The organism is Methanolinea mesophila (genome assembly GCF_017873855.1).
GTDB lineage: Archaea > Halobacteriota > Methanomicrobia > Methanomicrobiales > Methanospirillaceae > Methanolinea_B > Methanolinea_B mesophila.
In genome coordinates this window covers 109,807-134,716 of sequence record NZ_JAGGKR010000001.1, presented here as the reverse complement: position 1 = coordinate 134,716, position 24,910 = coordinate 109,807, and the positions used below count along the sequence as shown (strand labels likewise).

33 protein-coding genes are annotated in these 24,910 nt (G+C 57.3%); 19 read left to right on the top strand and 14 right to left on the bottom strand.

Features of this window, described 5'->3' with window-relative positions; all coding sequences use genetic code 11:
- Window positions 1–36 precede the first annotated feature (36 nt).
- Together J2741_RS00675 and J2741_RS00670 are read left to right on the top strand one after the other, a co-directional pair.
- Window positions 37–570: a hypothetical protein gene (locus J2741_RS00675; protein ID WP_209673126.1), complete on the top strand. Its 534-nt coding sequence runs from the start codon at window positions 37–39 to the stop codon at window positions 568–570.
- 444 nt (window positions 571–1,014) lie between these two features.
- Window positions 1,015–1,893: a flavodoxin family protein gene (locus tag J2741_RS00670; RefSeq protein ID WP_209673125.1), complete on the top strand. Its 879-nt coding sequence runs from the start codon at window positions 1,015–1,017 to the stop codon at window positions 1,891–1,893.
- A gap of 304 nt (window positions 1,894–2,197) precedes the next feature.
- On the opposite strand, the gene J2741_RS12990 is transcribed toward J2741_RS00670, so the two are convergent.
- Complete coding sequence (locus J2741_RS12990) at window positions 2,198–3,139, bottom strand: PKD domain-containing protein (RefSeq protein WP_280897019.1); 942 nt, start codon at window positions 3,137–3,139, stop codon at window positions 2,198–2,200.
- Between the two features lie 404 nt (window positions 3,140–3,543).
- The gene (locus tag J2741_RS00660) at window positions 3,544–4,107 is read right to left on the bottom strand and encodes a hypothetical protein (RefSeq protein WP_209673123.1); all 564 of its coding nucleotides are present in this window, start codon (window positions 4,105–4,107) and stop codon (window positions 3,544–3,546) included.
- A gap of 206 nt (window positions 4,108–4,313) precedes the next feature.
- On the opposite strand from J2741_RS00660, the gene J2741_RS00655 reads away from it, so the two are divergent.
- The 3 genes from J2741_RS00655 (at window position 4,314) to J2741_RS00645 (ending at window position 5,504) form a co-directional block, all read left to right on the top strand.
- Entirely contained in the window at window positions 4,314–4,652 is a 339-nt protein-coding gene (locus tag J2741_RS00655; RefSeq protein WP_209673121.1) for a hypothetical protein, read from the top strand.
- A 119-nt stretch (window positions 4,653–4,771) separates the two neighbouring features.
- A complete protein-coding gene (locus J2741_RS00650) occupies window positions 4,772–5,260 on the top strand; it encodes a protease inhibitor I42 family protein (protein WP_209673119.1) in 489 nt (162 codons plus the stop codon).
- Window positions 5,261–5,315: 55 nt separating this feature from the next.
- Window positions 5,316–5,504 carry a hypothetical protein gene (locus J2741_RS00645; protein ID WP_209673117.1) on the top strand — a complete coding sequence of 63 codons (189 nt, stop codon included), beginning with the start codon at window positions 5,316–5,318 and terminating at the stop codon, window positions 5,502–5,504.
- Here J2741_RS00645 and tsaA read toward each other — a convergent pair.
- The gene (gene tsaA / locus J2741_RS00640; protein ID WP_245249323.1) at window positions 5,477–5,968 is read right to left on the bottom strand and encodes a tRNA (N6-threonylcarbamoyladenosine(37)-N6)-methyltransferase TrmO; all 492 of its coding nucleotides are present in this window, start codon (window positions 5,966–5,968) and stop codon (window positions 5,477–5,479) included. The genes J2741_RS00645 and tsaA overlap by 28 nt on opposite strands.
- Before the next feature lie 322 nt (window positions 5,969–6,290).
- Here tsaA and J2741_RS00635 point away from each other — a divergent pair, with 322 nt between their 5' ends.
- From J2741_RS00635 to J2741_RS00605, 7 genes are all read left to right on the top strand, one after another.
- Window positions 6,291–6,758, top strand: coding sequence for a redoxin domain-containing protein (locus tag J2741_RS00635; protein ID WP_245249320.1), 468 nt, complete (start codon window positions 6,291–6,293; stop codon window positions 6,756–6,758).
- A 22-nt stretch (window positions 6,759–6,780) separates the two neighbouring features.
- On the top strand, window positions 6,781–7,488 hold the full coding sequence (rnc, locus tag J2741_RS00630) for a ribonuclease III (RefSeq protein WP_209673113.1): 708 nt from the start codon (window positions 6,781–6,783) through the stop codon (window positions 7,486–7,488).
- Between the two features lie 59 nt (window positions 7,489–7,547).
- Window positions 7,548–7,967 carry a universal stress protein gene (locus tag J2741_RS00625; protein WP_209673111.1) on the top strand — a complete coding sequence of 140 codons (420 nt, stop codon included), beginning with the start codon at window positions 7,548–7,550 and terminating at the stop codon, window positions 7,965–7,967.
- A gap of 106 nt (window positions 7,968–8,073) precedes the next feature.
- Window positions 8,074–9,534 (top strand): MFS transporter, encoded by a 1,461-nt coding sequence (locus tag J2741_RS00620; RefSeq protein ID WP_209673109.1) that lies wholly within the window; start codon window positions 8,074–8,076, stop codon window positions 9,532–9,534.
- 59 nt (window positions 9,535–9,593) lie between these two features.
- Window positions 9,594–10,301 carry a DUF432 domain-containing protein gene (locus J2741_RS00615; protein ID WP_209673107.1) on the top strand — a complete coding sequence of 236 codons (708 nt, stop codon included), beginning with the start codon at window positions 9,594–9,596 and terminating at the stop codon, window positions 10,299–10,301.
- Window positions 10,298–11,212 (top strand): mechanosensitive ion channel family protein, encoded by a 915-nt coding sequence (locus J2741_RS00610; protein ID WP_209673105.1) that lies wholly within the window; start codon window positions 10,298–10,300, stop codon window positions 11,210–11,212. The genes J2741_RS00615 and J2741_RS00610 overlap by 4 nt, the downstream gene beginning before the upstream one ends.
- 93 nt (window positions 11,213–11,305) lie before the next feature.
- Entirely contained in the window at window positions 11,306–11,614 is a 309-nt protein-coding gene (locus J2741_RS00605) for a hypothetical protein (RefSeq protein WP_209673103.1), read from the top strand.
- A gap of 210 nt (window positions 11,615–11,824) precedes the next feature.
- Here J2741_RS00605 and J2741_RS00600 read toward each other — a convergent pair whose 3' ends face one another.
- From J2741_RS00600 to J2741_RS00575, 7 genes are all read right to left on the bottom strand, one after another.
- Window positions 11,825–12,406: a hypothetical protein gene (locus J2741_RS00600; protein ID WP_209673101.1), complete on the bottom strand. Its 582-nt coding sequence runs from the start codon at window positions 12,404–12,406 to the stop codon at window positions 11,825–11,827.
- A gap of 72 nt (window positions 12,407–12,478) precedes the next feature.
- Window positions 12,479–12,871 (bottom strand): hypothetical protein, encoded by a 393-nt coding sequence (locus J2741_RS00595; RefSeq protein ID WP_209673099.1) that lies wholly within the window; start codon window positions 12,869–12,871, stop codon window positions 12,479–12,481.
- 204 nt (window positions 12,872–13,075) lie between these two features.
- Entirely contained in the window at window positions 13,076–13,735 is a 660-nt protein-coding gene (locus J2741_RS00590) for a DUF2115 domain-containing protein (protein ID WP_209673097.1), read from the bottom strand.
- A gap of 97 nt (window positions 13,736–13,832) precedes the next feature.
- Window positions 13,833–13,961: an ester cyclase gene (locus J2741_RS12840; protein ID WP_245249319.1), complete on the bottom strand. Its 129-nt coding sequence runs from the start codon at window positions 13,959–13,961 to the stop codon at window positions 13,833–13,835.
- Window positions 13,962–14,120: an ester cyclase gene (locus tag J2741_RS00585; protein ID WP_209673095.1), complete on the bottom strand. Its 159-nt coding sequence runs from the start codon at window positions 14,118–14,120 to the stop codon at window positions 13,962–13,964.
- Window positions 14,117–14,287 carry a hypothetical protein gene (locus J2741_RS00580; protein WP_209673093.1) on the bottom strand — a complete coding sequence of 57 codons (171 nt, stop codon included), beginning with the start codon at window positions 14,285–14,287 and terminating at the stop codon, window positions 14,117–14,119. The genes J2741_RS00585 and J2741_RS00580 overlap by 4 nt, the downstream gene beginning before the upstream one ends.
- A gap of 167 nt (window positions 14,288–14,454) precedes the next feature.
- Window positions 14,455–14,883 carry a phosphate-starvation-inducible PsiE family protein gene (locus tag J2741_RS00575; protein ID WP_209673091.1) on the bottom strand — a complete coding sequence of 143 codons (429 nt, stop codon included), beginning with the start codon at window positions 14,881–14,883 and terminating at the stop codon, window positions 14,455–14,457.
- Window positions 14,884–15,029: 146 nt separating this feature from the next.
- Between J2741_RS00575 and J2741_RS00570 the strand changes: the two genes are divergently transcribed.
- Complete coding sequence (locus J2741_RS00570) at window positions 15,030–16,319, top strand: PEGA domain-containing protein (protein ID WP_209673089.1); 1,290 nt, start codon at window positions 15,030–15,032, stop codon at window positions 16,317–16,319.
- Window positions 16,320–16,336: 17 nt separating this feature from the next.
- Here J2741_RS00570 and J2741_RS00565 read toward each other — a convergent pair whose 3' ends face one another.
- On the bottom strand, window positions 16,337–16,801 hold the full coding sequence (locus J2741_RS00565; RefSeq protein ID WP_209673087.1) for a GNAT family N-acetyltransferase: 465 nt from the start codon (window positions 16,799–16,801) through the stop codon (window positions 16,337–16,339).
- A gap of 228 nt (window positions 16,802–17,029) precedes the next feature.
- Between J2741_RS00565 and J2741_RS00560 the strand changes: the two genes are divergently transcribed.
- The gene (locus J2741_RS00560) at window positions 17,030–17,851 is read left to right on the top strand and encodes a hypothetical protein (protein ID WP_209673086.1); all 822 of its coding nucleotides are present in this window, start codon (window positions 17,030–17,032) and stop codon (window positions 17,849–17,851) included.
- Window positions 17,852–18,018: 167 nt separating this feature from the next.
- On the opposite strand, the gene J2741_RS00555 is transcribed toward J2741_RS00560, so the two are convergent.
- Together J2741_RS00555 and J2741_RS00550 are read right to left on the bottom strand one after the other, a co-directional pair.
- The gene (locus tag J2741_RS00555; RefSeq protein WP_209673084.1) at window positions 18,019–18,462 is read right to left on the bottom strand and encodes a fasciclin domain-containing protein; all 444 of its coding nucleotides are present in this window, start codon (window positions 18,460–18,462) and stop codon (window positions 18,019–18,021) included.
- 269 nt (window positions 18,463–18,731) lie between these two features.
- On the bottom strand, window positions 18,732–19,475 hold the full coding sequence (locus J2741_RS00550; RefSeq protein WP_209673081.1) for an MBL fold metallo-hydrolase: 744 nt from the start codon (window positions 19,473–19,475) through the stop codon (window positions 18,732–18,734).
- Between the two features lie 190 nt (window positions 19,476–19,665).
- Here J2741_RS00550 and J2741_RS00545 point away from each other — a divergent pair, with 190 nt between their 5' ends.
- The 4 genes from J2741_RS00545 (at window position 19,666) to J2741_RS00530 (ending at window position 22,367) form a co-directional block, all read left to right on the top strand.
- Window positions 19,666–20,451 (top strand): HesA/MoeB/ThiF family protein, encoded by a 786-nt coding sequence (locus J2741_RS00545; RefSeq protein ID WP_342452198.1) that lies wholly within the window; start codon window positions 19,666–19,668, stop codon window positions 20,449–20,451.
- 13 nt (window positions 20,452–20,464) lie between these two features.
- The gene (locus J2741_RS00540; protein ID WP_209673079.1) at window positions 20,465–20,743 is read left to right on the top strand and encodes a ubiquitin-like small modifier protein 1; all 279 of its coding nucleotides are present in this window, start codon (window positions 20,465–20,467) and stop codon (window positions 20,741–20,743) included.
- 19 nt (window positions 20,744–20,762) lie between these two features.
- A complete protein-coding gene (locus J2741_RS00535; RefSeq protein ID WP_209673077.1) occupies window positions 20,763–21,161 on the top strand; it encodes a molybdenum cofactor biosynthesis protein MoaE in 399 nt (132 codons plus the stop codon).
- Between the two features lie 396 nt (window positions 21,162–21,557).
- Window positions 21,558–22,367 carry a sulfite exporter TauE/SafE family protein gene (locus tag J2741_RS00530; protein ID WP_209673075.1) on the top strand — a complete coding sequence of 270 codons (810 nt, stop codon included), beginning with the start codon at window positions 21,558–21,560 and terminating at the stop codon, window positions 22,365–22,367.
- 57 nt (window positions 22,368–22,424) lie between these two features.
- On the opposite strand, the gene J2741_RS00525 is transcribed toward J2741_RS00530, so the two are convergent.
- A complete protein-coding gene (locus J2741_RS00525; RefSeq protein WP_209673074.1) occupies window positions 22,425–23,168 on the bottom strand; it encodes a class I SAM-dependent methyltransferase in 744 nt (247 codons plus the stop codon).
- Window positions 23,169–23,393: 225 nt separating this feature from the next.
- Here J2741_RS00525 and J2741_RS00520 point away from each other — a divergent pair, with 225 nt between their 5' ends.
- A complete protein-coding gene (locus J2741_RS00520) occupies window positions 23,394–24,866 on the top strand; it encodes a TrkH family potassium uptake protein (protein WP_209673072.1) in 1,473 nt (490 codons plus the stop codon).
- Window positions 24,867–24,910 lie beyond the last annotated feature (44 nt).

The window sequence follows — 24,910 nt, the reverse complement described above, 5'->3', positions numbered from 1 at the left end:
ATATGATTATATCATGCCCGACCCCAGCTGAACACTATGAGCAGCGAGATCCGGCTTAGAACGGATGAGGAAGCACGGGAGGCCATTAGGCAGTATCTCACGAGCATGGACGTGGAAATCGTCAATGAGATGGAGGAAAAAGGAAACTGGGGCTTCTGGATCCGTTTCGGTGAATACCCCCTCCTCATCGACCACCGGAAAGGGTCCCATTACTGCATCGTGGCGTTCCAGATAACCATCCCGGACGAGCACGCTATCGGCCACCTCAACGAGTTCTATGAAAAGAACGACGCGAAATTCATCTACGAACTAACCAGGGCGTTTACCTCCGCGCTCACTGCGTACTCCCGGATACTGGACGGAAACCGGGTGGTGGGATTCACGGTCACGAAATATATCTATCCCTACCACCCCGAGTTCACCATGCGGGTACTGGACATGGCCCTCCAGGCGGTAGTCAGCACCGGAGCGGTCGGGATATCGTTTCTCCGCTGGATGGTCAAGGAACTCCAGGTCGAACATGAACCTCCTGCCGGACCCGGCGGAGGACCGGGGCCGATGTTCGAGTAACAGTCCTGCAGCGTCGGGAGATGACGGGAGGTCCGTCTGACCCGCTATAACGAACGGGCACATTTTTCCGCTCACCCGATACCGGAAGAAGCCGAATATGGTGTCTGCCCGCTCGCGCACCCGCTCTTATAAAATTGGGGATACCGGCGGTAGCCCGGTACCGGACACAACCTGCCGAGAATTCTCCCGTCATCACGACGATATTTTTTACCCGGAAATCCGGGGAATGGCGGAGAACACAAGGGAACAAGGACCTATACGTCCGTCCCGGCGATAATGAGCGCCGTGGAGTAGTGATCTTCGGCGGGAAGGGCTCCTCCGGTTCGCGGAAAGGTCAACGGAACATTAAAAAACCCCTCGGAAATTTCCCGAAGCCCGGAGATCAGCCCCGGCGCTCTCCCGGTGATCGCAGCGTATATACGAACCCGGGTCTCATGCGTGGTAATGGCGGGAAAGGAGCACCTGATCAGACAGGAAATCATCCTCACGAACGAAGGGGAATTCGTGCTGACCCTTGCAGAGGAAGACCTCTCGTCTGTCTATCCCCGGTTGAAGCGTTACACACTCACACTCGAAAAGAAAGGCGACATACTGGCGGTCTTCCGGACCAATACCTACGAGTACAGCCCCCTCGACCCACTGAAAGCCAAGGCGGCGCTCGACCGGAAAGCGGAAATCTGGTCGGAGTCGCTTCGCGGTGATACCCGTGAATTCCTGTCCGGGATCGTGCAAAGGAGGAGTACTCCCCCGCCCGCCGGGGCGGAACCAGAGGTGGTGATAATCCAGGGAAGTCCCCGCGGAGACGGGAACTCGAGTATCATGGCGGCCTGGGCAATGGAGGAGGCATCGGGGCTGGAACGGACTGTGAAGGTGATCTATCCCCACGACATGGCTATCTCTCCCTGCATCGGCTGCTACCAGTGCTATAATACCGGCACGTGCACGTTCGCGGACGAAATGGCAGAGACCATCGACGACGTCCGGAAGTGCCGTCTCCTGGTCGTCTGTACCCCGGTCTATACCAATACGGTCCCGGGAGGACTGAAGGTGCTCATCGACCGGTTCCAGGCGTATCACGCCGAGAGAACAATCGCCCCGCATGAGGATGGAAGACCGACATACGGGGTGCTGCTCGCGGTCGCGGGGAGAAACGGCCAGGAAAACTTTACGTGTGTGCAAAAGGTGATCGGCCCGTTCATGAGAAATATCGGGATCGAACCCCGGGGAGAGATACTCGTAGACGGGACCGACGAACTGGGAGACATACGCCGGGTCCCCGGGCTGAAAGACCGGGTGAAGGTCCTGATACGGGGTCTGATCTGAACCGCAGGCCGTCACCCGGGGTGAACCGGAACTTAATAGCCCCGTGTTGACCGGCCCCGGGAAAAGAGGTCCTGGCTCCGGGACACCGGAACTCTGCATGACGAAGCGAAGATCTTTCCTCCCGCTGGACAGAAATACCGCCTTTTTCGGACGATCAAAAATTTTTCAACGAAGGAGCGGGGAAACCCGGCTTGCCTCCCATAGCTGATTCACGGCCCGTCCCTAGGTAACCTGAATTTCCGGTGGACAGGAGGGGAGCCCCGGCGCCCCCTCCTGCACGTCAGGGGACTCCTGCACCGGCAATCTATACCCGGTCAAAAAGGATCAGCAGATCGTTGAAGTCGATATTCCCGTTCCCGTTATAATCGAAGATCCCTTCCGGCTCGTTCTGTGCGATCCAGTCCATGTTGTTGAAGTAGAGAATGACGTCGAGAAAATCGAGCCCTCCATTGCCGTTCAGGTCTTCATATTTCCCATCACCGTCAAGGTCGTCCGGGTACCGTCCGGAACCCGGGAACATGAGGAACGGGGTTCCAGTGACCCGGACAAAACCCGGCTCAGCGGTAAATCCGTTTCCCGCATCGTTCCAGACCGTCAGGGTCACAGTGTAGGCCCCGGGGGACACGTAGCGGTGAGTGGGATTCTGCTCCGTAGAGAAGGTCCCGTCCCCGAAACTCCAGTTCCAGCGGGCAGGGTCATTCCCGGAAACATCCCTGAACCAAACGTCGAGGGGTGCATTTCCCGACAACGGATCCCCGTTTATCTCAGCCACGGGGGCTTTTAATGTCGGTTCAGGGGTCGGCGTAGCGGTGGGAGGCTGTGTGGTCACCGTAGGAGTCGGGGTGGGCGAAGGGGTATCCGGGTGATGCATGGACAGTGAGACCGAACGAATTCCGCTTGAGAAGAACATGGTCTGGTCCGCCTTCACCCCGTTGATCAGGAATTCCAGCCGAATCGGCTGATGACTCGCGCTGTCCGCCTCTGTCGGCTGTACAATCAGCCGGGTCGCGAACAGACAGCTCGAGCCGTACTGCCCGGGGACGGAGGTGACGATGCTTCCCCTCACCTGGCCGTTGATGATCGCCTGTATCTGGGTTCCTGCCGGAGCAGGGGAACCGTCGATGGTGACGGTCCCGTAATATTCACCCGCAGGGGGAACAAAAGCCGCTGCGGGGCTGGAAAATACCAGAAAACAACATATAATTATTGCGGGAGCTATGGCTCCCCGAAAATACCGATATCTCATATGCCACCAATCTAGACTCGGCGCGAAAAGACAATAAAGGTAATGCAGGCCTGGATATACCTCCGGAACCACGATCCCGGAAAATGGGGCCTGATGGAGAAAATATCTCCTTTCCGGGCGTGGAAATCACGAAAATTGCATGCAGAATGACAGGTGGTGACGAAGGGCCGGATACATCCTGGTCAGTTACCCGCCGTCGGGTGGGTCAGTATAACAGACGGATATTCACAATCGCCTGGTACCCCCGGAACTGCAGGATCTGTTCAGGCAGGGTGTCCCCCCGGAGGGATCCTGGAAGTCCCGGAAGACACTCGTATCAGCGGGGGGATCTGGCGGAATGACCGGAACCTTATTTCAGGACGGACCCGGCACCTGCCGCTGCGGGCGATCCAGGACCGGTGTGCTCACAACAACCGGAGCACACCTGTGGCAATGGCGAGGGTTATGAGTTCTCCGAGAAAAAATGCACCGGACATTATGGCGACAGACCGCGATTTCGGCATTCCCAGGACGAACGCAAGCCCGGGGGTTATGTAGAACCCGGCGGCAAGAATTGCCGGGACAAGACCCCATATCCCGTATTTTCGCGTGAATTTTCCCGCTGACCTGTTCCGTGCACGGGCGATAAAACCCGACAGGGCAGGGGAGGTCCTGAATAAAGCCTCGAATATTTCGAGCGACCCGGCGATGATCCCGAGTGCAGTCGAGAACGCTACCGTGACCGTGACGTATGCCGGAACCTGGAGCGCGGCACCAGGGACAACCGCGGCATATTCTATCACGAGCGTGCTCCCAATCACTGCGAGGATAAGAGGGAACGGGACACCCGAAAGCAGCGATACTAGGGCCGGAACCATGAGGACCCCCGCGAACAAAAAGACGCCGGCACGGAATCCATGGAAAAGCACATTCCGGTGGTCCGCCAGGGTTTGTGTATCCCTTCCCTGCTCTTCGAACATTTCAGTCATCGCTCGTCAGCCCCGGGCCCGGGAACTCGTACCCGGTCACTCGCGCATATTTTTTCCAGGACGCATCGCCCCTCTTCTCCGCACCCTGTCCGGCGCCACGGGAAAATCACCCGGAAAAAGGATATATTACCTGGAAATAAGTATGTATATCCTTTGCCCCGGGACGAAAAGACGTTCCGGTACAAACAGGAATAATCCAGGAGAAAATGATAGTTATGGCCGGGACACGAGGACATTTTGAAAACGGCGTGTGGGTGGAAGAAAAGATCCCCGACGAACCTTCGAAGCAAAGTGCGGTAAAAGCCATAGAGATGGAAAAGAAGATCGAGCAGGTATCTGCGGATTTTTCGAAGGTCATGGGGAATATCGTGAGCCTCGCTCATGACCTCATCACTACCGAGGATGGGCATAAGGTAATCCAGAAGAAGATCGACGATGCCGGGAAAAATTTCGATGCCGCGATCAAGGACATGGTCAGGGAAGCCAAGAAATCGATGAAGCCCGAGGGGCAGAAAGAAGAGAAAAAACCGATAAAAGTCGAATAGCAGGGGAGAGGCCGCCCACAGGACACGCCTTCCGGGGGTCCGAAACGTCCGCCACCCGTTACGCAGAGTCTTTATGGCGGACGAGGCAAAGATATCTGGTAGCGATCCGAGGTGAAGCCGTGCAAAAAAAGGTGTATGTGTATTGCGGGCTGCTGATAATCTGCATCCTTCTCGCGGTGCAGCCGGCTGCTGCAAAGATCATGTATTTTGACGAAGAGGATAACGGAAGGGTTGTCGACGCCCGGGTGAACGATCTGGTGATCATATCCCTCCACGAGAACCCTACCACCGGGTATAGGTGGGATGTCCAGGCGACCGATGGACTTACCCTGAAATCGGATGAATTCAAGAGACCGTTCTCCTATCCGCCGAGAGAAGGTGCCGGGGGAGTGCGCACCTGGGACTATGTAATCTCAGGTGCAGGGACCCAGGAGTTTTCGGCTACCTATCACCCCGCGTGGATGCCTGCCGAAGAGGACGACCAGCGTTATGAACTTGTCTTCAACGTGCTGCCGGCCCGGAGTTTTTCAACCCTGGTTGCCGGGAAGAGCAATACCCCTACCGCGTCTCAGCTCCTGGCCCGCTACAGGGCGAATGAGCACATATAACTTTTTTTCATTCATTTCGAAGAGATTTTAACGTTTTTCCCCCGAATAGTATGGTATGACCCACTGTGTCCATCACCACGAAAAACCTTCGGCCGAAAAGTGCCGGATATGCGGAGGCGAATGTTGCGACGAGTGCATCCACACCCGCAGCCGGATCTGCCATGGCTGCCTGATGAAGATCGGGATCATCATCCTTGTGGTGATGGTGATAGTGTCCTACATGGCCTGGTTCGGCGTGTTCTGACCCGGCCCATCGCACGTAATGGCGTCGATCCCCGGTGAATACGGTTTGATATCGAGCACCGGGGTCATATCGAGTGCATCGAGCCCCGCTACGGTGATGCAGCCCTCCGAGATCTTCATGACCTCCACGACGCAAAGTCCGATGGGGTTGGGACGATTTGGCGAACGGGTTGCGAATACGGGTTTCTCCGTGGTAGTCCCCGGAGGCGTGGCATGGAGGAGATCCCGTTCGGCCCGGTCGAGCCAGTAGAGGACGATAATATGCCGGACTCCTCCCAGGTCCCCCACACCCGGCCGGAATTCTTCGAATATGGCTATCTTCGAGAGCACTCCGGGGGACAGCCGGCCCTGGCGGGGGGCGTCCCGCATGGAGTGGTACGGCGAGCGGACGACGCCGATCGGCCGGAGAGTAAACGTTACGGGTTGCATGCCATTCATCTCGTTCTTCACGTCTTCACGGTCCATCCTGTACTGGTGCTCCGGAGGTAAAGAAATTGCATACCTGACGGCCCCCTCTGATCATCCCTGACCGCCCGCGGTAGGGACGGCAGGGTCATACCGGGTGAATTACGACAGATCGGTTACAAAACCGGAATTATTGTGATTCCCGGCCGGGATGCCGGGGAGCCCCGGAACGTACCGGCGGCGAATGCCACTCCGGGCCAAGCCCTCCACGGGATTCAACGCACGGAAGTCCGGACCCTGAACCTTTTTATTTTCCGGAACGAGGAAAGAACTCATATACAAGCGAGACATATTCCGGAAAAGGGGCAGTTATATGGGGCACATGGGGGAAGTCGCACCCGACTTCAGGTTGATGGACCAGAACGACGTTGAATTCCGCCTCTCCGATCACCGTGGAAAGAAGATTATTCTCTCTTTCCATCCTCTTGCGTGGACGGAGTTCTGCGCCGGACAGGTCCTGGCTCTTGAGGAGCATGCAGCGATGTTTTCATCGCTCAATACCGTCGCGGTGGCGATCAGCGTGGATTCTGTCCAGTCCAAGAGGGCATGGGCAAAGACGCTCGGAGTCTCCCGGACCCCGTTGCTTGCGGATTTCTGGCCCCACGGTGCAGTTGCCACGATGTTTCGGCTGTTCCGCGAGAAGAACGGAATCTCCGAGCGGGCACATATCGTACTTGACGAGGAACACCGGATGATTTTTTTCAGGATATATCCTATTCATTCTGTTCCTGATGTCAGCGAGATCATCGATCTCCTGAAACACAGTAAGCCCGGCGAAAAATCCGGGTAACACCACATGTGAGGGGGGTTACATGGAAGAAAACCGACGTAAAGAGCTTGAAAAACTTTTATTTTTACCGGAAATCGGATTAAAAGAGATTTCTGTCGAAGACCTCGAACTGTATGACAGGGCGCTTACGCACCGCTCCGCGACTCCCGGGGATCAGGGAACCGCGGGTGTCGAGGCGAATAACGAACGCCTGGAATTTCTGGGAGACCGCGTCCTCAACCTTATCGTAGCAGAGCACCTCTACCGTGCGGATCACCTGAGCGAGGGGGAGATGACCCAGAGGATGGAGGTCACTATGAACCAGAATCTCGCCGCCATCGTTCCCACCATGGGGATAGGTCTCGAGACTCTGATCCGGCTCGGCCCTGGCCAGGAGCCGAACTCGAGGATTATCGCAGGGGCCTTTGAAGCGTTTATCGGGGCCCTGTACCTGAACCTCGGGATGCGGCAGACCAAGAAGATCGTGCTCGGGGTTTTAAACGACGAGCTCAAAAATTTCTCCGCCGAACGGAATCACAAGAAGAAACTGCAGGAATTCCTTCAGAAACATCATCGTCCCATCCCGGTGTACAGGTTCACCTCCCAGGACGGGCCGGATCACCGTCCGGTCTTCACCTACCATGTGTTGATCGAGGGAACGCTGTACGGGGAAGGCGTGGGGAGCAGCAAGGCCGAAGCAACACAGAACGCTGCACAGTCGGCCCTGGAAAGGATCCGGAACGGGAAGTGAAAGGCGACCGGGATAGGAAGGACTTATGAGCTCGGGGGGATATCCTACATCCGGTCAGAATGTTCCATACAATTCTCATCGCGATTGACGGTTCGCCTATTACGCACAAGGTCCTGCAGGTGGGGGTCGATGAAGCGAAGATCTGGAGATCCGGGATGCACCTGATCTATGTGATCGAATCCGGGTGGCCGGAGGGCGATGTCGCCAGGGAACTTACCATCCGGGAGATGGAAGAAGATTCCGATGCATTGCTCCGGTCTATCCGGAACGAGATCGAGGCCAACGGTGGTGTCGTGACCATCCACAAAAAACATGGTCATGCCGGGGAGGAGATCGTCAGGGCCGCCGGGGATCTCAATGCCGACCTCGTAATCGTGGGTTCAGTAGGGAAAAGCCAGGTAAAACGGATGCTCGCCGGGAGCGTGAGCACTTACGTAGTAACCCATTCGCCGGTCACCACCCTGGTCGTCAAGCCCTGATCCACCACATAACTTCTTTTTTATCGGTGCTTTTTTCGGTTCCACCAGCAGATATTTGAATAACCGGAAAGAAAAATATGCGCTCACGGGAAGAGGAGCAGCGCTGATGAAGGTCGAACCGGGCACCGGGAGTGGATCACTATCACCAGGGGCCTGCAACCGGACCCTCATCATGCTCATGGTCCTTATCGGCACGGCAATGGCCGTAGTCGACGGGATCGTGGTCAGTATCGCCCTCCCCACCATCACCGATTTTTTCTCTGTAGGGGTGACCGGGTCCCAGTGGGTGATCACCGGGTACCTGGTGACCGAGACATCCCTTCTGTTGATCTTCGGCAAAGTATCCGAGTATACTGGGAAAAGAAAGCTGTTCCTGGCCGGCATCGCGCTCTTTACGCTGAGCTCGCTCGCGTGCGGCCTCTCGGGAAGCCTCTCCGAGCTGATCCTCTTCCGGGTCCTCCAGGCAACGGGAGGGGCGATGCTCTTTTCGATCAGTGCCGCCCTGCTCTTCGAGATCTTCCCCACCGGGGAGCAGGGAAGGGCCATGGGATACGTGGGCGCGACAATCGCAATCGCCAGTATGATCGCACCCGTCCTCGGGGGTTTTCTCACCGATACCCTGGGATGGGAGTACATCTTCCTGATCAACGTCCCTATCGGGGCGGTGATTTTCCCCCTTGCACTGAAGTACATGCATCCCGGAGAAGAAAGGAAGGCCCGCCTGAAAATGGACTGGGCCGGCGCAATCACCATGATCCTGTTCATGGTCGCCATTATCCTCTTCATGGGAGAGCTTGCAGGAGGGACGGGCATTACCCCGGCAGCCATCGGGTACCTGATCCTTTTCCTCGTCTCGTTCGGGGTGTTCTTTGCGAACGAGAGACGGCAGAAGGATCCCCTCCTCGACCTCTCCATATTCAGGAACAGGTTGTTCACCCTGCCGAGCATCGCGATGATACTGCTCTTCATCGCGTTTTTTATGGTGAACCTCGTCGGACCGTTCTATTTCGAAGGGGTCATGGGCCTGCAGCCTTCGCAGGTGGGGCTCGTGTTCCTGATCGCACCGATCATCATGATCATCGCCTCTCCGGTGAGCGGATGGCTCTATGACCGCTATCAGTACAGGTTCACCGCGGCTGCGGGAATCTTCCTCTGCGGGATATCGATGCTCCTCCTGGGTTACGGGGCGCTCACGATGGACCTCGGGACCATCGTGCTCACCTTCGTACCGTTATCGATCGGAAGTGCGCTCTTCCAGAGCCCCAACAATACCGAGATAATGCGGGCGCTCCCCAAGGAACAGCTCGGGATCGCATCGAGCCTCTCTGCGACCATCAGGAACCTGGGGATGACCCTGGGAGTATCTCTCTCCAGCATCCTGCTCGCATACCAGCTCCTCCTCGCCGGGTATACCGGCCCGGTCACAAAAGCGGACCCGACCCTCCTCGCGGGATCCATAAGCGTTATCATGGTGATCGGGGCCGCCTTCTGTTTCATCGGAACCCTGTTCTCGGCGATGCGGAACGCCGGACCCGGGGAAGGTATGCCGGGACCGCGCCGTGAATAGCCGGATCGCGGTCGACAGGGTATCAGCACCTTTATTTTATCCACCGGTCACCTTTGGGTGTGTACGGGGTCCACCCACTGCCTTATGAATACCGGAACGATCTCATCACGATCTCGGCGGGACCGCACGAGGGAACAACGACCTACCGGAGGATGATAGGAGAGAGCCGGGTGGAGAAGATCCTGGGAAACGACGAGAAATCACTGCTCATCAATCCCGTCGAGCCGATCAACCTCCCCGTGCCGCTCTGCAAGCACCTTGAGATCGCCTTTCCTGCGATAGTATTGCGTCCGGGGACCGAACGGAAGGTCTATCTCACCTTCCCGGTGGAGATTGGGGTGTTTCTGGGGGCCGAGGGAGATTACGATATCCTGGACCTTTTCTCGTTCGCACCCGTGAAATTTTCCCTGTACGGGACTCCGAACGCCGGGATTATCACCCGATGGTATTACAGCAGGGTCGGCGGCTCGCCGCCTGCACCCGACAGGCATCGCGAGGGAGTGCTTGAATTAACCCTGAAGAATCGTTCGGCAGATTATATCGAGGTCTCGAGGACGATCTTCGAACGGAGCGAGATGAGGATCTTTTACGGTGAAATAGCGGCGATGGCCGCGGTAATGGAGATCTATTCCCACGTCGTTGCCCAGACCAGGTTCCCACCCCGCGCTCCGTTCCCCGGTCTTACCGAATCCCTCCCCCTGTACTCAGCGCAGAAGATACCCGTCGTGCAGCATAAAGGGTTTCTCATGGAGCATGGTGTCGCATGATCCCCGAAGCGTTCAATTTTACCGTCAACCAGATCTTCGAGCTCCGGGAGGAGCACGTCCTCGGGAACATCACCTATACGCGGGTCGCCCTGTTTATTGTCAGCCTTATCGTCGCGTTCATCGTGGCGAAGATCGTGGCGATCTATCTCCGGAAAAAGTTCGGGCACCGGATGAAGAAGGACCAGCTGAAATTTTTCATAAGGATAGTGCAGGTTCTCATCTTCGTCATCGCGATCGGGATTGCCGTGCCGAGTTTCCTCGATGTGAGCTTTACATTCATGCTCATTGGGATCGTCGGGATCCTGGTGGTTATCGCCGTATCAAGCCAGAAGGTGATCTCGAACTTCGTCTCCGGGGTCGCACTCCACCAGGAGCGGGTGATCTCCGCAGGGGATTTTGTCGAGATCGGGGGAGTGAGCGGTACTGTCGAAGGCATCAAGCTCTTCTCCACCCTGGTCAGGACAACGTCAGGGGTATTCATCCGGGTCCCGAACGACCAGGTATACGGTACTCAGGTCTCCAATTACTATGCGAACGCGGCCAGGAGGTACGAGTATACCCTCGGGATCCGATACGAGGACGATACCGACCGCGCGATCCGCCTGTTAAGGGCTCACCTGGAACAATTTCCATTCGCCCTGAAGAACCCTCCGCCTGACATCTTCGTGAGCGATATCGATTCGAATTCCGTAATCATCAAGGCACGGGTATGGTTCCCCTCCGAGTGGGCCAATACCAGGGACGATATCTCGCTCCGGACGGGGATTCTCCCGGGAATGAAAAAGGTCCTGGAGGACTCGGGGATCGAGCTTCCGTATGCCCAGCAGGTCATTCATTTTGCACGGGAGCCATTTTCCATCCGGGTAGAAGGCCGGGACGAGGGGTCTGGAACGGATCCGGGCCGGAAATAAGTCCGGAGAGGACTGTCCTGCTCCCCGTTGTGTATCGGGAGGGCGACCGCGGATCAGGTTTATCACCCGCGGTGCAGATTGCTGGAATATCCAATGAAAGACGAGGCGGTCCGGCTCGCGGAAGCGATCATGAACTGGGACCGGGAGGATGTGTACGTTTTACTGGAGATGATCAACGGACTCGACCGTCTGGTGGAAGAGCATTTTCCCGGCGAGAAGTTCATCGACCTTTCGCGGCTGCCTTCAGTCCCGATTCCCGAACTCGATGTGGCATGCGTCCCATATCCGGTATGGGCAATGGATGTCCACGAGCGGTGCCTGGTCGGAGACCGGGAATTATGGGTTGAACCACTGGAAAACCTGCTTTACGGGCACCGGTGCCCTCAGGAAGAGCTTCCATGAGTGGATGACGGGCTGTAGCGGGCTCCGCGTAGTCTACCGATCCTGCGAGGGGAACCGTCGACAGGGATCGGTAACCCTGGGGGAGCCGCCTGATCGGATTTCACAACGCCTGCTTAAGAAAGAGTGTCGCCAGAGGAATATACGAAAGATTATCTTCTGCGAAAGACCCGGATTGTGCATCCGGCTTTACAGGGTTCCCACCCAAAATTGTCATCCGGCCGGTAAGATTCCCGAAGTCCGGGCAATCGCCCGCGCAAAATCCTCAGGACTTGCCGATCCTATAATCACGGTGGACCCGTCCTTGAGAGTAAAGATGATCCCCCTGTCACCGCGAACGGTGCAGGCGTACCCTTTCCACCGGTACCGGATCCCGAAGCCGCTGTATTCCCGGGCAAGACGGCAGGACCCCACGCGGTATCCTGCGATCGCATCGAACGCAACACTACGGTAGGATGCATGAACGGGAAAGAACCGGTATCGGACACACTTATCGATAACCTCGACCTCCAGGGCAAGGAACCAAAAAAAGAGGGGGAGCCCCGCCCCGAACAGGATACCTGCCGCGGTAAAGAAGGGATCGGATATTCCGGCCTGACCAGGCGCGATATGTTCTACGGCAATGCCCGCCGCAGTGCAGAGGGAGACTGCGGAAATTCCCAGCAGAAGTACCCAGAGGACCGGTTGCCGGAAACGCTGAACTTCCCTGTAGCGCGGAGTATCTGGTGAGTCTTCCGGCCCGGTCGTCTCCAACCCCGTCGTGTGCGACGTGGTCCGTTTATTTTCTTTTTCCATCAGCATTCCTTGTCATCTGAGCGCTTGGGAGAGAGAACGAAGGTGAGTGAGAAAAAAAGAATGATCTCCGTTTCAGGAAGGAACGAGTTCCGCGGGCGCCCTCTCCTGGTTTGCTTCCCTGCTCACCAGGCAGAATATCCCGCCAATGAGCATGATCAGGTCCAGCGGGGGCAGGACCGATGAAATTATGGCCAGTATGCCGGCACGGTTGAAGTCCTTCTTCTCGGTGGAGCCGAGGGCGAAAAACCCGATGATAAGCCCTACGACCTTCAGCGCGAGCAGCGGGATTATTATCAGCAGCGGGATGGTGAGGTTCGCCCCGAACCCTGAGACGCTTCCTGCGGTGTAGATGAAAGCCGCAACGATCGCAAGCGCGATGATTACCAGCAGGCCGATAACGATGGCCACGAGAATCAGGATCTTTCCGATCTTAGCCTCGGTACTTATTCCCTCAACATTCAGCATGGGTATCCAATGTAGCTCGATTGTGCGGAACTATTAATCTGTTGCTCCTTTCGAGGAGAAACCGGTGCGGATCGGGGGAACGTTCGAAAATTTCCTTCTCTCCGGAGGCCCCGCGGAACCCCCGCAGAACCCCGCACCGTTCCTCCTCGGGGATGCCGGGGATTGTTTTTAAAAGCCGTGTATTCCGGGATTGAGGGTTGGAGCTCACTCCGATTCCGGTCTGTTCTTCTCGTCCTGGACCGCAGGGCAGAAATTGCAGATGGAGTAGGGTACATCCTCCTCTCTGTCGCGGATCGGGCACACGTAGCGGTTGTCCCGTAACTCGACCCGGAAGCCGCCCGGGAAAGGGGTGCCTGCGGGGTGGCCCGGGAGTTCCAGGACGAACATGGCGAACGCGCTGACAAGGTAGTAAAAGAGCCGGTGATAGGGCGAATATAAGTGGGCTACATACTCTCTGCCGTCCTCCCAGCGGAAACACCCTTCGGGGACCATACTGCAGAAGGAGAGGAAGAGATCGGGGTCCGGGACCAGGGAGGTCATCGGGAGAAACGATCCTTCCCGGTCCATGAGGAGCAGCCTGTGGTGCATGCCGAAGAGTTGTTCCAGGAAGTACGGGCGTATAGCCTCGCGATAAGGTGAAGGCAGACGCGAGATCTCGTGCTGGAGCCTGCCGCATATCACCTGGAGGTCATACATGGAATAGTGTCCCACCTCCCGGGCGAGGGCCATCCCGAGTTCCCCGCGGGTTTTCGAGCCAGATATCCTGTCGCAGATGGCGCTGATTCGCGCGAACTCCGGTCGCGACCGGGGGTCGATTTGTACCCCGTGTTCTTCATCCGGCACCACTGCATGAGGTAGATTCATGATCGCTCGCGCATATGAGCCCGTCCGGCAGGGAGAAGTCTCGGTTGCACCTCCCCCGGCGGGTTTACGCTCACTCCTGAAGTATTGTCGTTCAACCTTAACGGGTTATCGCCCGCAGGTGGATCAGCGGAGTTCGGGAAACTCCGAGCTGCCGTATCAGCCCGAGCTGGTCGGCGGAGTCCCAGTGTTCCACCCGCTTGCCCCCGTAGAACCGATAGAAGTCCATTCATTTGACCAGCACCTGTGTTCCTGTTGGAGCAAGACCGAGGAACCTCCCTGTCCGGGTTCCCGTCCAGTGATAGCGTACTGCGACAAGGTCTCCTTCCGCGACGAGGCCCTCAGGGAAGAACTGCAGGTCCGGAAATGCAGCACGCAGGTCCTTCAACCTGCTTTTAATCCCTTCGGCGCCCGTGCCTGATCCGGCACGGGGTTATGGTCGACATACTCCCCGGAAATCAGTCCGTCGAGGAGTTCTCCTTTGGCCCGGTTGAGGATCCGGTCGAAAAGCATTACGAATCGCTGCCTGTTGTTGCCTGTCGCCTTCATATCCATTTCCCTGCAACACCCCGTGATTGTGCAGGAAGACCTGTTGAGCGGATCTTTTTTCATCTTCAGGTCGTTGAGGAAGACTGGGTGGCGGGGTAAGATCACCCTGGCAACAGACCGGGATATCCCGGGTCCGGAAAGAATGCGGGACCACCCGAGGGCGGGTCACGGGATCAAATCTGACTGATTCCTGATTTTCTTATGAGGTAGTATGCCCCTGCGAGGGCGATCACGATGACCCCGAGCCCGATCAATGCGATATCGCTCACCGCCTGGGATTCCCCGGTGGTGAGCGGATCGAGCAGTATTATTTTCCGGGCCACCGCGATTATCGCGAGCAGCACGATGACTTCCACGTGGATCTCGTGTTTTGTGATATAGGCTTTGATGGTATCGAGCAGTTCGATCCCGATCAGGATGAGGAGGAAAAAGCCGAAGAGATTGAGTATTTCATAATTATCAAGCCGAAGGCCGGTTTCGTTGAAGAGCCCCGATATGATGAGCCAGATCAACTCGAGTACGGCAAAGAAGATCACGAACGCCAGGAGTATGCTCAGGGTATAATATACCAGTTTTTCATATTTGTTGAGATATTCGAGCATTATCCCGGGCCTTCAGTCTCATATCTGACCGCATAATATATGAGCCTGTTGAAAAATCGTATGCCGCAGCCTGCGCGTCCGGGACCGATGATAAAATTAAATAATTTATCGCGCCTCTCTCACCCTAGGAGCAGGTGAAGAGTGCTATGGCCGGAATATTCAGGCTTTTCATTGCGGTCTCTCTCATGGGGCTTATCGCGCTGGCAGGTGGAGCAATCCCGGAGAACACGGACATGATCGGGTATTTCCAGGTGGAGTCGATACCTTCGGGGGCGGAAGTTACCTTCGACTCGGTGTTCCAGGGAGAAACGCCCCTGACGATCGCGGTGCCGATCTCCTCCTCCCCGCCTCATACCCTCGGGGTTACCTCCCGCGGATATCTCCCTTATTCGAAAACATTGACGGATAACCCCCCGGTCGGCCAGACTGTCGCGGTGGTGGCCCGGCTGGAACCCGTTACCCCGTTCGGGACGCTCGTGGTGACCTCGTCCCCGGGAGGGGCGCTTATCACCGTTGACGGGGGGAACGGCCAGCAGGCGCCGTGGACGTACCAGGGGATGACTTCCGGCCCCCACGTTGTCCAGGCCTTCCTCTCGGGGTACCAGCCGTTTTCCACGCAGGTGAATATCCCCGAAGGCGGGTCGGTTACGGTCAATGCCATGTTAAACGCGCTCACCCAGATCGGGAGCATCCAGGTGAAGAGTTCACCTTCGGGAGCGGACGTATACGTGGACGGCTTTTTTAAGGGCCATTCCGACATCACGGTGGGGAGCATGCAGGCCGGGAACCACATCGTGCGGATACGCCTGGCAGGGTACGAGGACTGGACGTCCACGGTCCTGGTCACGCAGAATGCGGTGACAATCGTCGATGCAACCCTGGCTCCTGCATCCAGGGCGCCGACCGGCGATATCGAGGTGAGTTCCACCCCGGTGGGCGCTGCGGTCTTCCTCGACGGGGCCTACCAGGGGATGACGCATGCAGGCACCCCTCTCGAGCTTACGGGGATCGCGCCGGGCGACCACCTGCTCGAGCTGACCATAGTGAATTACCAGGACTACAATGACTCGATCTCGGTTGCCGCCGGACAGACCTCGAGGGTAAACGCCATCCTCGTGCCGGGTACATCCCTGGGCCAGAGCGGGTCTGTACAGGTCAATTCCGACCCGAGCGGGGCAAACGTGTTCCTCGATGATGCGCTCCGGGGGATAACCCCCCTTACCCTCGATAACATCCCGGCAGGAACCCATTCGCTCGTCGTGCAGCTTGCCGGGTATAATGACTATACGTCAAACCTTACCGTCACTCCGGGACAGGTCGTCTCTGTGCACGCCGGCCTGGTCCAGGTCTCTCCCCCGACTCCTGCCGGCCTGTGGAATGAACTGATAATCGGGGCGCTCCTGGTCACTGCACTCCTGGTTATGAGAAGGCGCTGAGATCTTCCCCTCTTTTCCTACGACAATGGACCGGAAAGGTCCCTGACGAGAATCAACCGGTCTTCACCCGGTCCGAAATACCCGGCTCTTTCTCCGGTCACCAGGAACCCTAATTTTATATAAAGCGCCAGTGCGGATGTGTTCAGGGGAGATACCGAGAGGAAAACCCTCCCGGCGCCCTCCGATGCAAGGGCCCGGAGAAGCCTGTGCATGAGGGCGGTCCCGATACCTTTCCTCTGGTACGGAGGAAGGACCCGGAGGCGAAGGACCCAGGAGTCATGGTTCCCGGTACCCGACATGGCCCCTACGGCAAACCCAATAACCTCGTCAGCGGCCGTGGCGATAAAAAAAGCAGAGGGGGTCAGTTCCTCCATCTGCCGGACAAACACCGCCGCAGCGTACCCGCACTCCTCCCCCCTGAGTTCCAGCCCGCAAACCTGCGAAAAATGACGGGACCGGTAGGGTTCAACCTCGAAATCCATTGCACAGAAATGTGGAGGTCATAGGTCATATACCCGAGTCCGGACGCCCGGGGGGCCCGTGAAATCCGGGCGAAGGTTGAGAACTTCGTATCATGGAAATCTGATAGTTTTATTCGTTATCCGGCCCTATCCTGAATAAGGACCATGAAAAGGACAGCAATTCCACTCTCAATATTTCTTCTCGCCGTGATGCTTGTCTCAGGGTGTACGGCTCCTCAGGGACCGGACATGACGGGACAAGCTACTCCCATTCCGACTCCCCCGGCCACCGTCCCGCCTCCCCCCGGGAATACCGCGGCCGCGCTCACGCTCGCGGGGATGAAGGCAGATATCCTCGAGGCGCATGAGGAGGCCCTCGCCTCCCTGCTGACCGGGAACAGTGAAGAGACGGAGGGTTTCATCGCGAGTATGGATCATTTCGATACCGGAGCCGCGACCTTCGCAGGCGAGGCGGACCTTACCCGGCCGGACCATTCCCAGGAGTATGCCGGGCTCCAGGCCATCCTGATGATGAAGGACGCATACCAGATGTCGGTGAACGACATACTCGACATTTCCCGCTCGGGGGGTACCGTGGACCGGGAGTCTCTCAAGAACATGGAAGACCAGTTTGACGACCTCTCCAACGAGATGGACTGGTTTTACCGGGATTATTCCTCGAGAGTCGCCGCAGATTCCGGAAGCGCCGGTGATCGTGCGGCAGTCCGGCTTACCGACGCAAAGAATGCGATGCTCGCCGGATCGGGCGACCTGTACGGGTACCTTCTTACCGGCGACTCCGGAAAGAAACAGGACTTCATTATATCCCCCGGAGAGATCGACGATGCCCTGGCCGTACCCGGGCCGGACCTTATTACCGCAAGCGGGGCGGACCAGGTCTCCCTGGATGAACTCCGGGGCGGAATCGCTGCATTCGAATCAACAGGAAATGCCCTGGCTGAATCATATGAACGGGAAGGTTCGGTGAACAGGACGGGGCTCGACCAGTTCGGGACCGCCGTCGACAGGCTGAACACGATGTTCGACGGGTTGATCCGATCGGTACGCTAAGTATTGGATTTTCCCTTCCAGGGACAATGTCCCTATTTTTTTTTAAAATATCAGAGATTTGTGCGGGGTACTGCCATGGCGGACAAGACGGATCCTCCTGGAACGTCGTGTAAAAAAAGATGTGATGTCAACCTGGCCGGTAGGGAGGAAACCATTCCCGTGTTCGATCACGTTCCGTGTTCCTGCAGGTCTTTCGGCAGCAGGAGCCTGTTGATGGGGACCAGGCTGCCGTTCCGGGAAACCAGGTCGTCGGCCAGGATCCGGGCGTTTTCCACCCTGAGGATCCTTCCCGGAATGACGGTGAGGCTCTTGCCGGCAAGTGAACGGAGGTGACAGGGATCGGTCAGCCTCGATATCTCCATCGCCCCTCTGACCACGTGACAGGAGACCAGTCGGGAAAGGGCTTCCGGTGCGAGACGAAGTCTCTGGAAAAAGCCCTGGGAGATCGAGACAAACGCGGTGTCCACAGGAGCGAACAGGATGAACGGCCCGGGACCGGTGAGAAGTTCAAAGAGCCCTGCAGACTGGATCGCCCGGAGAAATGCCGAGAACCGCCCGTCCGCCACTGCCAGTTCAATAACGTTCCTGTGCCAAAGGTCGGGCCTTCCCATCCATATACCTCCAAAAATTAGTATTCCCTACTGGGCCCCGGATTACAAAAAGATATCCTTCATGCCCGACGCGAGGGGGTCATACCTCTTCCCATCCGGGATTCCAGCACAAAACCCGTAAAAAAAAATGAGGTTTTTTTCGGGAAAAACGCCCATTGTCCCTCAGATCTTCGCGGGACCCGTAGCCTGGCTATCTGGAAGCTGAAACGCAATGCCGGGTGAGCCCGCAAGACGCAATTTTTCGCATGATGACCTGGCAGAGTGCTCGCCTAGAGGTCAAGCGTAAGATCGTCGTGAGTGATGACGAGTGAGGGACACTCCCTCGCGTACAGGTACCCGATCCGGTCCCTGTCCCCGGGGGAAGGGTAGGCCCGGGCATCGAAATGAACGAGCGCCAACCGTTTCGACCCCGCCTCGCGTGCAATCCTTATCGCGGTCTCCGGGTTGAGGTGCGGCCATTCCGGGCTCTCTTCGCCCGGCCTGAGCGCGCACTCTGCAATGAGCAGGTCGGCACTCTTCGCCAGTTCGACCGCATTTTCGCAATACCCGGTATCGGGGCAGTACGCAATGGTCTTCTTTCCGAGGGTAATCCGGTAGCCCATGCAGGGGGTCGAGTGCCGGAGATATCGGCAGGATACGCGAAACGGGTCCTGATAGTCTCCTTCTTCCCGCTCGATGATGTGCACCGGAAAAGGAAGGTCGTGCAGCCCGACGGTGAACGGAGGACCGACCAGCGTGGAGAGGACCTCCCGTGTCCCGGGCTGACCGTAGATACTGAGAACGTGGCCAAGAGGGAATTTGTTCAGGGTATGCATTCCGAAGAGATGGTCAAGATGAAAATGAGAGAGAAACAGGTGCACCGGCAGGTCCATCCGGGCTACGCGGTCCAGTTTCCAGAGACCCGATCCGGCGTCGAGGACCACGGTAAGGTCGGGGGTCTCGATCAGGATGCAGGTGGTGTTCCCGGCAGGAGTGTCGTACCACCCGTTGGTTCCGAGGAAATGGCACTTCATGCCTGAATGTAGTCACCGTACGACAAATAGATGGCGATACACGGGAGACGGACCAGGGATAGGGTAATAGCCCGGATAGCCGGTGGCCGGTAAGGATCGGGTGCACTATACCGGGTCAATAGTGTGGCAGAATGCTGCCCGCATCAGAATACTGTTATGATCCGGCGGTGACAATTATGATGAGAAAGGTGTGAACGGGAAAACATCCCCCGCATCATCCAGAGACGTCGGACCTTCCATGCCAGGCCTGAACTATCCCCTGCGATATCTGCGACAACTCCCGCTTATCGGAGAGGAGGGGCAGGACCGTCTTGCGAGAGCGGAAGTTTGCATCTGCGGTGTCGGGGGGCTCGGATCGCCGGCGGCTTTCTATCTCGCCGCCGCAGGAATCGGGACACTCCACCTGATCGATGGGGACCGGGTCGAAGCGAGCAACCTCAACCGGCAGATCCTTCACCGTTCCGCAGGTATCGGGATGCAGAAAGTCTCGTCGGCAAAAGAGCAGTTGACGGAGCTGAATCCGGAGATCCTGATCACCACCGATGCGGAACGGATTACCGGATCCAACGCGGCCGCCCTTATCGGGCGTGCGGACGTGGTTATCGATGCACTCGACAATTTCGAGGCACGCTACATCCTGAACCGGGAGGCACGCCGGAAGGCGGTCCCGCTGGTCCATGGGGCGGTGAGCGGTTTTGCGGGTCAGGCGACGACAGTCCTGCCCCGTTCCGGCCCCTGCCTCCGGTGTGCGATACCCCACCCGCCCCCGGAAGAGTGTCATCCCGTGCTGGGAGCCGTGGCCGGAATTATAGGCTCGATCCAGGCTCTCGAGGCGATCAAGGTCATCACCGGAAAAGGAGCCCTTCTCTCCGGGAAGATGCTCGTATGGGACGGGATACACTGCGAATGCGAATTGTTGCCGCTTGAACGCGATCCCGACTGCGAGACCTGCGGGGGGCGCGAAGAACGGGATTGAACCGGGGAATAGCATGAAAATCAGGGTTAAGACATTTGCACGGTTCCGGGAGCTCATGGGGACGAAGCTCGAGATCGAGCTCCCCGACGGCTCAACGGTCCGTGACGGGGTTGCCTGCCTGGTCTCGGGAGATCCCACGGCCCGGGAAGCGCTCTTCGATGAGCAGGGCCACATAAAAAACCACGTGATCGTGATGGTCAACCGCCGAAGGCTCCCGAACCGGGAGCGGGAGGCGGAAGGTCTTCACGAAGGGGACGAGCTCGCGATCTTTCCTCCCGTTGCAGGGGGATGAACCAGGTGGAGCGAAGACTATGATCAGGATCAGCAGGGAAGACTTCGACCTGTGCCGGATGATCCGGGAGGCGAAGACCGGAAAGACAGGGGGTTTCGTTTCGTTCCTGGGGACGGTCAGGGACGACGGAATTGAGAGTATGGACCTCGAGGTGTACCTGGAGGTTGCGGAGCAGGAGCTAGCCGCCATCAGTGACGAGGCATTCGCACGGTTCGATATTCTTTCGGTCGATATCGTGCACCGGGTCGGGCGGCTCAAAGTCGGAGACCAGATCGTCGGGATCGTGGTGGGGGCGTCGCACCGGAGAGCCGCATTCGAGGCGTGCGAGTACATCATCGACCGGATCAAGGAGTCGGTGCCCATATGGAAACAGGAGCACACTCCCTCGGGGAGCCGCTGGGTGCCTGGTGAACACTGAATTTTCGCGAATTCAGGTCTATTCTTTTTATTTCTTTGTCAGGTATCTCCCGGCTCCCTGTCGTGAGAGCAAACTCCATGGTGAACCGGGAGCCTGCTCCCGTCAACTTTTCATGAAGAATTCAATTTTTGACTCCCGACCGGAGGTCCTTCATGTCAGATGAGATGGTTCCACTGTCCCGAAGGGCTTTTCTCGTGTGGGCCGCGGGCACGCCCTTTCGATGATCCGAAAAAAATTGTACATATCCACAATGAAGCCTGATCCTCGGATATGCGCCGGGTGAAATCGGGAACATACTTTTTTGGGGACGATACCGGATCTTGTTTGACAATAGTTAAACAAGAACAAAATCTACTACAGACCATGGAAGGAGAGCGCGGGAGCGCGGGATAACCGATGATTGCGGAGCTGATCCTGGGGGTGGCAATCTCCCTTGTCATCGGGATAATCGCCGCCCTGGTGGGGCTCGGAGGGGGATTCCTCTATGTTCCCACACTGATCCTCCTCTTCGGGCTGGATACTCCCACCGCGATCGGGACGAGCCTGACCATCATCGTCTTTACCATGCTCTCCTCGTCAATCACGTACGCCCGGCAGCGGCGAATCTTCTATCGGAGTGCGATGTACCTGATCATTCCGAGCGTGATCTTCTCCTTCATCGGCGCGAGCCTGACCGCAGTGCTCCCGGTGTTTGTCATCACCGTCGTATTCATTGTCGTGTTGTTCCTGGTCGGCCTGAAGATGATCTTCCCGGGCCTTCCCCAGATCTTCCCGCTCACGTTCGGTCCCTGCTCCGACGAGGTCTGTGTCGACCGTTTTTCGAACAGGGTGACCAACAGGCTCTATTATGCGCATGTGCTTGTATGGGGTTCGGTTGCGGGAATGATGAGCGGCCTGACCGGGGTGGGCGGGGGAGTGATCAATGTCCCGGCACTGGTGATGATGGGAATGCCGGTTCATTTTGCTGTGGCGACATCCACGTTCGTGATCCTCTTCACGGCGATCTCCGCGTCACTGGTGCATATCCGGCTTGGAAACGTCTCGCTTGAGTATACTGCCGTGTATTCGGTGGGCGCCATCATCGGGGCCCAGATCGGGGCGCGGATCGCCCCCGCGATCCATTCGGACCAGCTGAAAAAACTGGTGGGAGTGGTGCTCCTGCTGACCAGCATTCTGGTGCTTGTCCGCGAGATCACCGGGATGTAGCGGACCGGACTCTCACAACAATCCATGGTGCCACCGCCCTCGCCATCAGCCACGAACTTACTGACGGACGTGTTCCGGTCTCATCCCGCAAATCAGTGCAAATACCCCGTACTTGAAGATACAGTCTCCCCCGGTGAACCCTGCGGACCGCATCGCGTCCATGTAGTCATCCAGGGTATTCAGGTTCTCATGATGCCCGGGGTCCAGGTGATGGGTGGAGAGCATCGACTCCAGGTCAAGATCGATATTATGCAGGGCTTTCTGTTCGCGTATCCACTCTTTCCATAACTCCATGTAAAACTCTTCGAGCTCCGGGGTGGGCGGAAGGATGGTGTCGTAGACCAGGAAATACCCCCCGGGTGAAAGCAGGGAAAATATCAGCGAGAAAAGTCTCCGTTTCATCTCCAGCGGGATATGGTGGACCGCGAGCGAGGATACGATCAGGGAGAAAGGGGCATATTCCGGAGGTGTTTCGATCATCTCCTCGAAACGTGCATGAAGAACGTCGACCCGGGGATCTTCACCGAACCGCTCCCGTGCCGCGACGAGCATGTCGGCCGAGGCGTCCACCAGGAGCAGCCGGTCTATCCCTCCTGATGCGAGGAGCGTCTCTCCGACGACCCCGTCCCCCGAACCAAGGTCCATTACACGGTTTCCCTGCGTTGAGACGCGGTGGTTGAGGTAAAACGACCTGATCAGCATGAGCACCCGGCTCCTCAGGGGGAGCTGGTACCCGGAAATGTCCCTGTAATGGCGGGAAAAGGCGGGATCTGACCATTGGGACTGAACATTATGTTCCATACCGGTTCGATATACTGGTCTCCCGGAGTTCAAATAAACCTCGCCCGTTCACCGTATTCCCAAGACCAGGATCACCATTTCCTGCGATATCCGAACCTGACCCGCGGATGGTGCGGGGAGGCGCGGATGTCAGCCCGCGCCGGGAAGAGTCCGGGAAATATGCTCCCGGCAGCGTCCTTTCCCCAGAAGGCTTTTGATGTCCAAACATGCACCTCTCCCTGATCAATGCGGCGTATCGAACACCTGGCCATGATCGCCCACGACATGGGCATAATATTCGAGTTCCTGGGAATCGTCACCCTGGTCCCGTTCGTGGTTCTCATTTTCTACCAGGAATGGAACCTTGTGATTCCCATGGCCAGTGCACCGTTCACGTTCCTCCTGCTCGGATATCTCATCTCCCGCATCCCACGGAGCCATTCAGCGACACGTTTAAGCGTCGCCCTGGTCGCGGTGGCCCTTGTCTGGCTGGCCATCGCATTCGTGGGAGCGCTGCCGTTCATCCTCGGGATGCACATGACCTTTACGGACAGTGTGTTCGAGGCCATGTCGGGATGGACCGGGACGGGCTTCACCGTCATGGCTTCGCTCGACACGACCCCGAAGACAATTCTCTTCTGGAGGTCTTTCATGCAGTGGATTGGGGGAATCGGGGTCATTTCTTTCGGGATCGCGATGCTCTCCCGGTCAGGGCTCACCCAGTTCCAGCTCTACCGTTCCGAGGGGAGATCCGAGGCGCTGATGCCGAGCGTGGTGTCGACAGGGCGGAGAGTCTGGGGCATTTATCTGGCGCTTACTGCAATTTTTACGGTGATTATCGGGATTTGGGGGCAGGTTTCTCCCTGGGACGCGCTTAACCTGGTGATGGTGACCCTCTCAACCGGGGGTTTCTCGCTCCACGATGCGGGGGTATCGTATTATCACAATGCGACCCTCGAAGTCCTGCTTATTCCCATAATGCTTGCAGGTGCGATCCCCTTCAAGGTGTATTTTTTCATCTATCGCGGGAATTTCAAAAAATTTTTCAAAGACCCTACCGTCAGGTTCATCTTTATCCTCTCTATTCTTGTCTCATTTGCGGTGAGCCTGAACCTCTTCGTTTTTAACAACTACACACTCTCATTGGCGTTCAGACAGGGATTTTTCTGCACGATATCTGGGTTCACCTGCTGCGGACTCCAGAACTCGACCCTTCAATGGATTGCTTTGCCGCTCATCCTGATCATGCTTTTAATGATGATCGGGGGCGCAGCAGGGAGCACGGCAGGAGGGATCAAGGTTAATCGGGTCATTCTGAGCTACGAAGGGCTCGTATGGTGGTTCAAACGGTTTTTCGTGCGGGGGAACGTGATAGTGCCGTTCAAGCACGAAGGAAGGAATATCCCCGGGAATATCTCCGAGCTTGAGCTCTCCAAGAACCTCCTGATCATCATCCTCTACGTGCTCCTCATCTTTGTCGCCACCGTCCTGCTCCTCCATGTGGGGAACACGTTATTCGCCCCCTACCAGGTGATCTTCGAACTGGTCTCCGCGGCAAGCAACGTGGGACTGGGGGTGGGGTATCTCACCCCGTTCTCTCCCTGGACGGTCAAATGGGTTTTTATCTTCCTGATGTGGATCGGGAGGCTGGAGATCATCCCCGTATTGATCCTGGTCATGGGGGCGATACGGGGATTCGAGGCGGCGACCCGGGGCTAGCCACACGGGAGATCAATTCCACCGTACCGGATATTATGTCGGTC